This window comes from Sphingopyxis sp., from assembly GCF_019459305.1.
Taxonomy (GTDB): Bacteria; Pseudomonadota; Alphaproteobacteria; order Sphingomonadales; family Sphingomonadaceae; genus Sphingopyxis.
Genome location: NZ_JAIBES010000010.1, coordinates 1 through 11,226, shown reverse-complemented (window position 1 = coordinate 11,226; position 11,226 = coordinate 1). Strand labels below are relative to the sequence as shown.

The 11,226-nt window shown below is 61.6% G+C and carries 13 protein-coding genes; 10 read left to right on the top strand and 3 right to left on the bottom strand.

What is annotated here, in order from left to right:
- Positions 1-114: 114 nt before the first annotated feature.
- Entirely contained in the window at positions 115-846 is a 732-nt protein-coding gene (locus K0M74_RS00930; RefSeq protein ID WP_293967001.1) for a GntR family transcriptional regulator, read from the bottom strand.
- Positions 847-1,342: 496 nt separating this feature from the next.
- On the opposite strand from K0M74_RS00930, the gene K0M74_RS00925 reads away from it, so the two are divergent.
- From K0M74_RS00925 to K0M74_RS00905, 5 genes are all read left to right on the top strand, one after another.
- Positions 1,343-2,266 (top strand): SDR family NAD(P)-dependent oxidoreductase, encoded by a 924-nt coding sequence (locus K0M74_RS00925; RefSeq protein WP_293967003.1) that lies wholly within the window; start codon positions 1,343-1,345, stop codon positions 2,264-2,266.
- A gap of 2 nt (positions 2,267-2,268) precedes the next feature.
- The gene (locus tag K0M74_RS00920; RefSeq protein ID WP_293966999.1) at positions 2,269-3,447 is read left to right on the top strand and encodes an acetyl-CoA C-acyltransferase; all 1,179 of its coding nucleotides are present in this window, start codon (positions 2,269-2,271) and stop codon (positions 3,445-3,447) included.
- A 1-nt stretch (position 3,448) separates the two neighbouring features.
- Entirely contained in the window at positions 3,449-3,919 is a 471-nt protein-coding gene (locus tag K0M74_RS00915) for a MaoC family dehydratase (RefSeq protein WP_293966998.1), read from the top strand.
- A gap of 357 nt (positions 3,920-4,276) precedes the next feature.
- Positions 4,277-4,936, top strand: a complete 660-nt coding sequence (locus K0M74_RS00910) for a hypothetical protein (RefSeq protein ID WP_293966996.1) — start codon at positions 4,277-4,279, stop codon at positions 4,934-4,936.
- Positions 4,933-5,703 (top strand): hypothetical protein, encoded by a 771-nt coding sequence (locus K0M74_RS00905; RefSeq protein WP_293966994.1) that lies wholly within the window; start codon positions 4,933-4,935, stop codon positions 5,701-5,703. The genes K0M74_RS00910 and K0M74_RS00905 overlap by 4 nt, the downstream gene beginning before the upstream one ends.
- Positions 5,704-6,119: 416 nt before the next feature.
- Here K0M74_RS00905 and K0M74_RS00900 read toward each other — a convergent pair whose 3' ends face one another.
- Entirely contained in the window at positions 6,120-6,272 is a 153-nt protein-coding gene (locus tag K0M74_RS00900) for a hypothetical protein (RefSeq protein ID WP_293966993.1), read from the bottom strand.
- A 40-nt stretch (positions 6,273-6,312) separates the two neighbouring features.
- On the bottom strand, positions 6,313-6,765 hold the full coding sequence (locus tag K0M74_RS00895; protein ID WP_293966991.1) for an Lrp/AsnC family transcriptional regulator: 453 nt from the start codon (positions 6,763-6,765) through the stop codon (positions 6,313-6,315).
- 122 nt (positions 6,766-6,887) lie between these two features.
- On the opposite strand from K0M74_RS00895, the gene K0M74_RS00890 reads away from it, so the two are divergent.
- From K0M74_RS00890 to K0M74_RS00870, 5 genes are all read left to right on the top strand, one after another.
- Positions 6,888-7,100, top strand: coding sequence for a DUF6356 family protein (locus K0M74_RS00890; RefSeq protein ID WP_293966990.1), 213 nt, complete (start codon positions 6,888-6,890; stop codon positions 7,098-7,100).
- A 32-nt stretch (positions 7,101-7,132) separates the two neighbouring features.
- On the top strand, positions 7,133-8,305 hold the full coding sequence (locus K0M74_RS00885; RefSeq protein ID WP_293966988.1) for an amino acid aminotransferase: 1,173 nt from the start codon (positions 7,133-7,135) through the stop codon (positions 8,303-8,305).
- 77 nt (positions 8,306-8,382) lie between these two features.
- Positions 8,383-9,330, top strand: a complete 948-nt coding sequence (locus K0M74_RS00880; protein WP_293966986.1) for a putative sulfate exporter family transporter — start codon at positions 8,383-8,385, stop codon at positions 9,328-9,330.
- Positions 9,331-9,682: 352 nt separating this feature from the next.
- The gene (locus tag K0M74_RS00875; RefSeq protein ID WP_293966984.1) at positions 9,683-9,970 is read left to right on the top strand and encodes a hypothetical protein; all 288 of its coding nucleotides are present in this window, start codon (positions 9,683-9,685) and stop codon (positions 9,968-9,970) included.
- A 143-nt stretch (positions 9,971-10,113) separates the two neighbouring features.
- Positions 10,114-11,088 carry an AraC family transcriptional regulator gene (locus K0M74_RS00870; protein WP_293966982.1) on the top strand — a complete coding sequence of 325 codons (975 nt, stop codon included), beginning with the start codon at positions 10,114-10,116 and terminating at the stop codon, positions 11,086-11,088.
- Positions 11,089-11,226: the final 138 nt, after the last annotated feature.

Below are 11,226 nucleotides of genomic sequence, written 5' to 3'. Positions count from 1 at the left end.
GTCTTCCCGGTGGGGCGGGGATAGTCCCGGCCGGGCCACACGCATTTTTCGGGATTCGGATGGGCACGCTGCGGTTCCCTGGCGTTCCAACTGGCCGCCTATTCGTTATCCGCCCTAAAGCCGCGCCAGCAGGTTATCGGCATTGAGCAATATGTCCGCGTGCAGCGCCGCCTCTGCCCGATCGGGATCACGCGCGCGCACGGCGGCAACGACCTCGTCGAGTGGCTCGGCGACCCGCTCGATCGGCATCGCCTCGTTGACCATGTGAAGCGCGGGTCCGATGCGCAGCCAGATATTTTCGACGATCGACAGCACGTAAGGCATTTCGGCACTGCGATAGAGAAGGAAATGCAAGTCGAAATTATATTTGAGGACATGGCGCCAGTCGCGCGACGCCTTCATGCGGTCGACCAGCCAGAAGGTCATATCGATCTCGGCGGCCGAAACACGCTCCGTCGCGCGGCGGATCAGCAGACCTTCGAGCGGCAGCCGCACCGCGAGTATCTCCCGATATTCTTCCTGGGTGAGATTGTGGACGACAAAAGCACTTTTCGCCGAGCTGCGCAGGACGCCGTCGGCGTCGAGGCGCTTCAGCGCTTCGCGCACGGGCATCTGGCTGACGCCAAGCGCCCCCGCGATCGAGCGGCTGCTCAGCTTGCTCCCCGGCTGGATGGCGCCCGCCATCAGCGATTTGCGAATGGCCTGATAAACTTGGCGATCGACCGGACCCTCGCTGGTCGCATCGAGCGGTTCGAGCGCTGGTGCGACCACTGCCGGACGGCCGCGCGGCATCCCGGTCTTCAAAGGCTTGTCCGTCGGATCATTCATATGGGGTGCAGCGTTCATGTCAGCTCTTCATTATGCGGGCGGGGACCGGCCGGTCGTCATGCAACGCCCTCGTGTCAGCCGGGCTCTCAAAGATTGCTGGATGATGCGCAAGGGCGAAACAATAGAAGGCGCGGGTGGCCCGGTTGCCGTCTGCAACCGTGGCGGCAATCGTTCGCAAAGGCTCTTCCCCGTTTTTCTCTCTGAGATCACAAACTCTGTCCCACGAGCGGCGCACTGTCAACCGCGCGGCGCGCCCAATCACCAAGTTCGAAGCCGGAGGGAATTGACAGACCTTTTTGAGATCGCATAATAGCAATTAGAGAGTGGGCGGCGGCGGACTGCAATGCTCTCGCCGTCGGCCGCCTTGCCGACGGTGAAGGAGCATGACGATGACGGCTTACGCAGCCATGGCAGCAGCGTTTCGCGCGGGCCCGCAAATGCCTGGCTCGGAAACTGCCGCCGCGCACGGTCTGCTGCCTCAACTAATATTCCATCTCATCAAGGAGCCAGTTTCATGACAATAGACCTCAGCGGCCGCGTGGCCATCGTGACCGGCGCCGGTGGCGGTCTTGGCCGTGCCCACGCGCTTCTCCTCGCCAGACGCGGCGCGAAGCTTGTCGTCAACGATCTTGGCAGCGCTCCCAACGGGTCCGGAGGCTCGCCCGCTACGGCACAGCGCGTCGTCGCAGAGATCGAGGCGATGGGCGGGGAAGCAATCGAGAACTGTGCCTCGGTCTCGGACTATTCGGCCGTCGAACAGATGGTGGCGGAAGCAAAAGGACGCTGGGGACGGGTCGATATCCTTGTCAACAATGCCGGCATCTTGCGCGACAAGACCTTCGCCAAGATGGATCTGGCCGATTTCCAGGCTGTGATCGACGTCCACCTGATGGGCGCCGTTCATTGCAGCAAGGCGGTCTGGAACCTGATGCGCGAGCAAAATTACGGTCGCATCGTCATGACAACCTCGTCTTCGGGCCTGTACGGCAACTTCGGCCAGTCGAATTATGGTGCCGCCAAGCTCGCGCTCGTGGGCTTCATGCAAACGCTTGCGCTCGAAGGTGCGCGCAACAACATCCGGGTCAATTGCCTCGCGCCGACCGCGGCGACGCGCATGATGGAGGGCTTGCTTCCGCAGGCCATGCTCGACCTGCTGACGCCTGAATCGGTCAGTCCGGCTATGCTGGCGCTCGTCGCCGACGAGGCGCCGACCCGCACCATCCTGTGTGCCGGTGCCGGCGCGGTCGAACAGGCGCATGTCACGTTAACGAGAGGCATTCACGCCGGGACTGGCAACGATGCGCCCGAGCAGATCCTGGCCCGCCTCGGCGAGATCGGTGACAGGAGCGGCGAAATCGTACCGGGAAGCGGGGATGAGCAGGGAAAGATCGAACTGGCCAAGGCGGGCTACGCGTCTGCCGAGATGGAAGAGGCTTGATCATGCGCGAAGCTGTTATCGTATCGACTGCCCGCACGCCCATCGGACGCGCGCTTCGCGGGGCTTTCAACATGACGCCTTCGCCTACTCTGGCGGGCCATGCGATCGCGCACGCCGTGAAGCGCGCTGGAATCGAGGGCGGCGATGTGGACGATGTGATCCTTGGCTGCGCTCTCCAGCAGGGCGTCCAGACTCCCAATATCGCGCGCCTCTCGGCCCTCCGGGCAGGGCTGCCAGTCACGGTCCCCGGCCAGTCGCTCGATCGGCAGTGCGCGTCGGGCCTGATGGCGATTGCGACGGCGGCGAAGCAGATCATCGTCGACGGCCAGCAGATCACGGTCGGCGGCGGCGTCGAATCGATCTCGATGGTGCAAGACAATCGTTATCGGGCGGAGGCCGACCCGGCGCTGGCGACGCTGCATCCCGCCACCTACATGCCGATGATCGACACCGCCGAGGTCGTGGCGAAACGATACGGAATCGAGCGCGAGGCCTGCGACGCCTATGCCCTCCAGTCACAACTGCGCACGGCGGCGGCGCAGCAGGCAGGCAAGTTCGACGACGAGATTGTCCCCCTTGCGACGACGATGATCGTTGACGACAAGAATACGGGCGAAGTCCGCTGGCGCGAGATCAGGCTGGAGAAAGACGAAGGCAATCGGCCCGACACCACGATCGAGGGTTTGCAGACGCTGAGGCCCGTTCGCGGGGTTGGCAGCAATGTAACCGCGGGCAATGCGAGCCAACTTTCCGACGGCGCATCGGCGAGCGTACTGATGGAAGCGAAGGAGGCCGAGCGACGCGGCATCGAACCGCTCGGTCGCTATGTCGGCATGGCGGTGGCGGGCGTTGAACCCGACGAGATGGGGATCGGTCCGGTCTTCGCGATACCGAAGCTCCTCGAGGCCCACCAGCTCAGGATGGACGACATCGGATTGTGGGAACTGAACGAGGCGTTCGCGGTGCAGCTTCTCTATTGCCGCGACCGGTTGGGCATTCCGAATGAACTTCTTAATGTAAACGGTGGGGCGATCTCGGTGGGTCATCCTTACGGCATGTCGGGTGCGCGGCTGACGGGGCATGCGCTCATCGAAGGCAAGCGCCGCGGTGCGAAATATGTCGTTGTCACCATGTGCGTCGGCGGCGGCCAGGGGGCAGCCGGGCTGTTCGAGGTCTATTGAGATGGCGCGTGAAACGGTGAGCCTCGGCGATTACCGCGGCCGGATCGGTGAGGAGATCGGTGTTTCGCGCTGGTTCGAGCTCGACCAGGCGCGGATCGATCGCTTCGCCGACGTCACCGAGGATTGGCAGTATATCCACATCGATCGCGACGCCGCGTCGAACTCGCCCTTCGGCGGAACGATCGCACACGGCTATCTGACATTATCGCTGCTCACCGCCATGGCCGACGACGCCATGCCGCGCATCGACGGCGTCGCGATGGCCGTCAACTACGGCATGAACAATGTGCGGTTTCTTGCCCCGGTTCGTTCGGGCGCCCGCGTGAGGGGCCGGTTCAAATTGGTCGACGTGGCGGCACGCGGACCCGGCGAGTGGCGATCGATGCTTGGCGTATCGGTTGAGATCGAAGGCGAGATCAAGCCAGCGCTCGTTGGGGAATGGGTAACGCTCGCTTTCGTTGCGCCGTCCTGAATCATGCTCGACCTGCCGAATATATTTGATCGCAGATATCAGGAAGCCGACTCGGCGCTCGCTGCCAATTTATCACGGGGCAGGCAATCTCGTCGAATAAACTCAAATTTATACCGTCGCTTACACGGTCTTCGGCTGCTCCGCATTCACGTTCGCTGGTGGCGGGGCGCGCGTCGTCAATCACTCAAGATCCGGTTAAATACGTTGAGATCGCAAATCAGAATTTTCTTTGCCGTTCGGTCGGGGTGGATGCCTGAAACATCCGACGCGGCGCCAAATAGTCGAATGGTGGATCGGGAAATCGTCTGGAAATCTCGGGAAACGCCGAAGTCGACGGAATGAAGGGGAGGGGAAGACATGAAGAGAACCGTGCCCGTTATCGCAAATTTGGGCGTCGGTGTTGCGGCGCGGGCCATGGCGCAGGACTCTGGGAGCAGCGGACCGGCAAAGATCCGCGTCGACGAAATAGTGGTCACGGCGCAGCGCTGCTCCGAGAATCTGCAGAATGTGCCAGTGACGGTTCAGGCCATCTCTGGCGAGGTGCTGGAAAAGTCGCGTATTCAGTATACCCAGGATCTTGGACTTGTCGTTCCAGGTTCCGTCTTCTCGCAGGGCGTCGGTCTCGGCTCCCCCTATCTTCGCGGCATCGAACTTTCGAGGTGCTCAAGGGACCGCAAGGGACCCTGTTCGGGCGAAACGAGACCGGGGGCCGCGTCCAGTCATCACGAAGAACCACCCGGCGTGATGATCTATGCGACCTACAATCGCGGTTCCAAGAGCGGCCTCTTCAACACAGGATCGCTGCAGGCAACCCCGGTCCAGCCCGAGGTGCTCGACGCGTTCGAGAGTGGGATCAAGTCCGAACTCTTAGACCGCCGGTTTCTCCTCAAACGCTCCAACCGCTTCTGCACGACCTCGGTCCTCGCGCAGGCGGTCGGTGATGTCTGCGCACCGACGGCATGGGCACGGACGTTGGCGCAAAACGGAATTCCCGAGAGTCAGCGAGAGATATCATGAAGATTATACGACCAGAAGATGTGGAGCCGATCATCAACCCGGGCGCGGCCGAACAGAGGGAAGGGCGGCAGATTCACCGCCGGATATTGTCTTACCCCGATGGCGGACCTTCGACGATCGACATGGGATTCAACCAGTCGAAGGGCGAGCTCGACGTCGCGATCGCATATGCCTACGACCGGCATGAGTTCTGCTACAATGTCCGGGGGTCCGCCGTCGCGTACAATGACGGCGAAACGGTCAACGTGCGCGCAGGCACTTTCATGTGGCGCCCGGCGGGCGCGGTGACGCGCCGCGTGACGACTGCCGATGATTATGCCTCCATTTGCGCTTTCGGGCCTGCGCGAACCGATGGCTGGAGCCATCGGCTTTCTCCCGAGAGAATCGATGAGCTGCGGCAGCTCACCGACGGTCCCGTCCGCCCGCAATTCAGGTCGGTTGACCAGGTGCCCGAGGTCCCCTTTGCCGATGGCACCGTGCATGGTCCGGTGATCCACCGCGTCATATTCGACACGCCGCAGATGGTGGTCAGCCATATCATTTTCGGATCGGACGGAGCGCTGGCGGTTGAGGCGCAAAAGCGGGAAGACATCTATTGGTTGGAATCGGGGAAAGCGCTGGTCGACGCGCGGGGCAGCAGCCTCTTTCTGAATGAAGGCGAGTTTCTCCATATCAGGCCAGGCGAGGCAATCGAGAAGCTCACAGCCCAGGGGCCGAGCGTCCTCATTCGCTGGTCCGCCCCGGCAAGCGAAAATGGCCCGGCCTGAGAGGGCTCGCCGTCTGTTGAAGCTTGCACGGCCCCCCGACCCACGTCGTGCGATCGATGCGCTCGGGGCGGGGCCGGCACCGAGCGCCGACGTTAATTGGCCGCGGTGCGGGATCAAGGAGGCTGCTGTGATTGACCCCGTCTCCGACAAGGGTGGCCTTGTTGTGATCGATTAGCGTTTCACATAGGCCTGCGCGAGCGCTAGAGAGGTCTGCCGTCACCAAACCATCCCGGCACCGTTGAAATACCAGATATCGGAGAAGCTTCGGCTCGTGCCCGAGGTGCGCGACATGGATATTGGTGGACAGCTTTATCCCGTCGCCACTCTCGTCCATGCGTAGGATGCACGCCTGCTTGCAGACTTGACCTCGGGCTGCATTGGTTGGCTTGGCTATCATGCCTTTGCGGCCCATGCCTTTAAGCTCGATTATGCCGGTCGTCCGGGGCATCGATATCGAGACCGAAGCCTCGCCCGCCGCTGAGCCGGTCGGGATCGTCGAACTCGACGAACTGACGACCGGCTACGGCCTCTTTCACCAGTTCAAAACTGTATGGGCCTATCAGCGACATTGCATTTATTGGCTGGCGATTTGGAGGAGGGGGCATTGGTTCACAGCGGCACGGCGGTCGTATATTTGATCTGTTCCATCGCGAAGGACGAGCTGACATCGAAGAGCTCGGCGCTTCGGATGAGCTTGCGATAAATGCGGTCGTAATCCGCGATGCCGGAGCAGACGATCTTGAGCAGATAATCGATTTCTCCGCTCATCCGGTAGAACTCGACCACTTCGGGGATTTCGGACACGGCCGCCGCGAAGTCGGCAAGCCAGAGCTCGTCATGCTTGTTGGTCCTCACGCTCACGAACACCGACACGCCGAGGCCGAGCTTCTCGCGGTCGAGAAGAGTGACGCGTCCGACGATGAAGCCTTCATTCTCGAGGCGTTTTACGCGCTTCCAGCAAGGGGATTGCGACAGTCCGACGATGTCGGACAGGCTGGCGAGCGAAAGTGTTGCATCGGCTTGAAGCGCCGAAAGAATCTTCCTGTCAAATGGATCGAGCATATAATCTTCTCCGATCTTGCCATTTTGAAGATGACATTGATTTCATAATCGCAAAATGAAGAAAAATTGGAAAATATTTTTTTGCATCGCGCCGTTATAGTTCTTCGCGAAAGGAATGGCGCATGCTTCGAAGGCTTTTCACCCAACACCCTGCCGATGTCGACGAGACCTATTTCGAGCATTTCGTCGCAGCCTCCGGTTTCGCGGCTGCGATGGCTTTCGGCGCTGCAGCGTGCTTGGTCCACGCGGTCATTCCCGGCCTTTGCGTGCGCACGGGAAGCGGCGTGATCGCGCGTCTCCACGACCGCATGATCGACAACCGCCGCGCGCGCTGAGAGCGCGGCCTCGATTTTCAGGGACATGTTCGATGCTTGAGGATGTCGCCACGCTGCCGGTCGATGCACTCGTCGAAGTTGGCCAACTGCTGCGGAACGACGCGCGCGCGGACATCATCGACCTGGGCATTGGCGTCTATCGCGACGAGCATGGTCGAACCAGCATACCCGACGTTGTCAAGGCGGCCGAGCTTCATCTTTTCCGGACCCAGGAAAGCAAGGCCTATGTCGCACCGGACGGGGATCCTGTCTTTGTCGAGGCGGTTCGTGGCCTTCTTCTGGGACCCGGCCGGCCCGATGCCACTATGGTTTGTGTGCAGGCGCCGGGCGGCACGGGTGCGCTTCGCTTGGCGATGGACCTGGTCGCGCACGCTGCGCCTGGTGCGGTCGTGCATCTGGGGTTGCCGAGCTGGCCCAATCACGCCCCGATGCTCGCCGCTGCCGGCCTCCGGATCGCGACCTATCGGCATTATGATGCCGACGCCGGTGCATTTGATTTCTCTTCCATGTGCGCGGCTCTGGCCAAGGCCGCACCGGGTGACCTCGTCCTGCTCCATGGCTGCTGCCACAATCCCTCGGGTACCGATCCCGACGCGGCGCAGTGGCAGCAGCTGGCATCGCTGATTGCGAACCGTGGCCTCGTTCCGCTTGTCGATATCGCTTATCAGGGCTTGGGAGACGGTCTCGAAAGCGACGCCGCCGGGGTGCGGCGGCTCCTCGATGCGGTGCCCGAGGTCTTTGTCGCGATGTCCTGCTCCAAAAGCTTCAGCCTTTATCGCGAGCGCGTCGGCATGCTGCTCGTCAAGACTCCGGACGAGCGCGCCGCCGCTAGGGTCCGGTCGAACCTTCAATCGCTGGCGCGCCTCAATTATTCGAACCCACCAGACCATGGTGCGGCGATCGTGCGTACGATTCTTGCCGACCCCCGGCAAACCCTGATGTGGCGCATCGGTCTGGCGGCGATGCGGATGCGGATTATTGGTATTCGCGAGACCCTCGCGCAAAATGAAAAGGTCGATCTCTCTTTCATTGGGCGGCAGAAGGGCTTGTTCGCCATGCTCCCCATCGGGGCCGAAGCGATCGAGACACTGCGCCGCGATCATGCAATCTACATGGCGCGGTCGGGGCGCATCAATCTTGCAGGGCTCAACGACGCGAATATCGACCGGTTCGTCGCTGCGCTCGCTGCGACGTTGGAGCGGTGACAGGATTGTTGCAGCGACCGGCGGCGGCTCTGCGTAGCGCAGGAGGTCAACTGTGGCCCGCCGCTCCGGGGCTGCTGGTGGCGGTCACGATCGCGGCGGCTGCGCGCGAGATCGCAACGATGGCGGCCCTCCCGCCGCTCGTCGTTGCGCTCGGTCTCGGAATGCTGTTCGCCGGCGTCGTCAATGTCGACCAGGTCACGCCGGGCGTCACCATGGCCACGCGGCCCATTCTCAGGTTCGGCGTTGCTCTCCTGGGCGCACAGCTGACCTTCGGACAGCTTGCAGCGCTCGGCGCGCCGGTCGCCGCAATTGCCATTGCGGGGCTTGCTGCGGCGCTGGCGACTGGTCTCCTGGTCGGTCGGTGGATGGGGCTACCGCGCGGCCTTGCGGCAGTGGCAGCGGCAGCGGTTGCGGTTTGCGGCGCGTCGGCAGCCCTCGCGATCGCAGCCGTTCTCCCGGCACGCGAACGACCTGAGGAGGGCACCGCGACGGTCATCGCCGGGGTAACGGTGATCGGCTCAGCCGCGATGCTCGTGTATCCGGTCGTTGCGCAGGCCATGGGATTCTCGGCGCAGGCCATGGGCGTGTTCCTCGGGGCGACGCTTCATGAGGTCGCGCAGGCTGTCGGCGCCGGCGTCACCGTCTCGAACGAGGTCGGCGGCGTCGCGACAGCGGTCAAGCTCCTGCGCGTGGCGTGTCTGACACCGATCGTCATTCTTGTCGGCATCATGATGCGCCGAGGTGGTGGAACGGCGCTGGGTTCGATGCCACCAATTGTGCCGGGCTTCCTCCTCGGATTTTTCCTGCTTGCCGGTCTTGCGAGTTACGCCATTCTACCGCCTGCCTTTCTGATCCTTCTTTCGGAGCTCTCGCGCTTATGCCTACTGGTCGCGATCGCGGCACTGGGGATGAAAGTGTCGCTGCCTCGGCTCGCCGCGGCGGGTTCGGGATTGCTTGTGACGATTTCGGCCGCGTCGCTGGTCCTCGCCGCGGTGGTCGGGGGGTTACTTCTGGTGTCAGGCTAGGGACCTCGCACGAATTGGCGACGACTGGTCTCTCTCGTGAGGACAGCGATAAAGGTCAACACAGTCAGCCCGGACATCCCATGGTCGGGTCTATCAGGAACTCCGTGTCCCAACCGATTTCTGCGGGTCTAGAGTCTCCCGCTGCGACCGGTTCGTCGCGCCGAATGAACGCACTATCGAATTTAGCAATTTATCCCAAAAGCGCCCTCTGCCGCTCAGGAAAATCGGGCGCTGAACGGTGAAAATACGCGAAGAAATCCAATAAAATATAAGATTTTCAATTATCTAGAAATTCTGTAACCCACCCGCTGCCGGATCGCGGATCTGTCCCAGAGCAGGCCATACGAACTGCTTGCCCGGTCCTGGAAAGCCCTGCGCCAAGCCGAAACTATCGAAATGGCCGCCTGACATTGCCGCTGTCAGCACCGTCTACACGCTCAGGCAGGCCGCCCTGATCCTCGGAGAAACCGAGGACATGGTGTCGGAGGCGTCGATCGGGATGTGCTCCGAAGGCGGCTGCATCTCTATCAGCGACGACGCCTTCTCCGACGATGACTGGGCGATCGCCACGGCGTTCACCGATGAAGGCATCGAAAAACTGCAATACATTATCGACGCCATCAAAGCTGCGCGACACTGACTCTACGCCGCTACTGCCAAGCCTTACAATCGCTAGATGCTGCGGCCGCTAACGGATGCGCGCGTAGCGGCGGTCGGGGGGACATGTTATGATACCTACCGAAGCGGGTCTGACATGGTCATTGCCGCTTCGGAGACCTGCCGATGCCAAGCAATGCAATGAATGGGCAGAAGCCACTCGGCGACGGCATTAATTCAGGTGCCGTGGGGCAGCGCCTCGGCGACCTTTTCAAGATCGACCATGCGCCGGCGTTGGTGACCCGCAGGCTGAGCGTGGCACACATGGCGGTCACCGAGATCCGTTCCGATAACCCGGTTCTTGGACCCATTGAGCCAGTGCCAATTGAGGACGCTTACCTCGTCAGCTTGATGTTGAAGAGCCTTGACCATCACGAAGTTTGGGAAAGCGGGCGGCCGTGCCCCAGGCACTCGATCAGCGCTGGCGAATTCCATTTACGCGACCTGAAAATTGAACAATCGGCCCTTGTGGAGCAGCCGCATCACTCCCTGCAATTTTATCTGCCTCGTGCTGCGCTCAACGAGATCGCTGACGAGAATGAAGCCCGCCCGATCGGTGAACTGGCCTACCAACCGGGTGTTCCTTTCAGCGATCCAATCGTTCGGAGCCTTGGTTTGTGTTTGCGCAACCTGTTCGAGCGCCCGCAGGAAGCGAACCGGCTGTTTCTCGATCACGTTACCTTCGCGCTGGGCACCCACCTTGCTCAAACCTACGGAGACCTGGAACCCTCTTCAAAATTACTTAGGGGCGGATTGTCAGGTTGGCAGGAGCGGCGAGCCAGGGAGTATTTGAGCGCTAACCTATGCGGCAAGGGCTCGCTCAAGGAGATCGCAGCGCAGTGTGGCCTTTCCATCGGCCACTTCTCCAGGTCGTTCAAGGAAACAATTGGCATCGCGCCGCATCAGTGGCTCATCCAGAGGCGGATCGAAGTGGCCAAGGCGTTCCTCAAAGTTCCTTCCACGTCGCTGGCGGAGGTCGCGCTCAAATGCGGCTTCGCCGACCAGAGTCACTTCACGCGTGTTTTCACCCGTATTGTCGGCATTAGTCCGGGCGCCTGGCGACGCAATTGCGACATCCGTGACTCGGTAGCCCGGCACTAGTACTACAGTTGCATTTATCATCAAAATCTGATTCTCTCGCGATAGATTGGCGGGGGATCGGATCATGGCGGTTGCGGAGTGGGCGGGAACGCTTGTCGATTGGCGGGCGGCGCTTGATGAGTTGAAGGAGTATCTGGC

What these genes read in the sequence shown, in the direction of transcription:
- K0M74_RS00905 (WP_293966994.1), top strand. Translation starts at nt 4,933, where the DNA reads ATGAAGATTATACGACCAGAAGATGTGGAGCCGATCATCAACCCGGGC.
- K0M74_RS00870 (WP_293966982.1), top strand. Translation starts at nt 10,114, where the DNA reads ATGCCAAGCAATGCAATGAATGGGCAGAAGCCACTCGGCGACGGCATT.
- K0M74_RS00915 (WP_293966998.1), top strand. Translation starts at nt 3,449, where the DNA reads ATGGCGCGTGAAACGGTGAGCCTCGGCGATTACCGCGGCCGGATCGGT.
- K0M74_RS00925 (WP_293967003.1), top strand. Translation starts at nt 1,343, where the DNA reads ATGACAATAGACCTCAGCGGCCGCGTGGCCATCGTGACCGGCGCCGGT.
- K0M74_RS00930 (WP_293967001.1), bottom strand. Translation starts at nt 846, where the DNA reads ATGAACGCTGCACCCCATATGAATGATCCGACGGACAAGCCTTTGAAG.
- K0M74_RS00895 (WP_293966991.1), bottom strand. Translation starts at nt 6,765, where the DNA reads ATGCTCGATCCATTTGACAGGAAGATTCTTTCGGCGCTTCAAGCCGAT.
- K0M74_RS00910 (WP_293966996.1), top strand. Translation starts at nt 4,277, where the DNA reads ATGAAGAGAACCGTGCCCGTTATCGCAAATTTGGGCGTCGGTGTTGCG.
- K0M74_RS00885 (WP_293966988.1), top strand. Translation starts at nt 7,133, where the DNA reads ATGCTTGAGGATGTCGCCACGCTGCCGGTCGATGCACTCGTCGAAGTT.
- K0M74_RS00900 (WP_293966993.1), bottom strand. Translation starts at nt 6,272, where the DNA reads ATGTCGCTGATAGGCCCATACAGTTTTGAACTGGTGAAAGAGGCCGTA.
- K0M74_RS00920 (WP_293966999.1), top strand. Translation starts at nt 2,269, where the DNA reads ATGCGCGAAGCTGTTATCGTATCGACTGCCCGCACGCCCATCGGACGC.
- K0M74_RS00890 (WP_293966990.1), top strand. Translation starts at nt 6,888, where the DNA reads ATGCTTCGAAGGCTTTTCACCCAACACCCTGCCGATGTCGACGAGACC.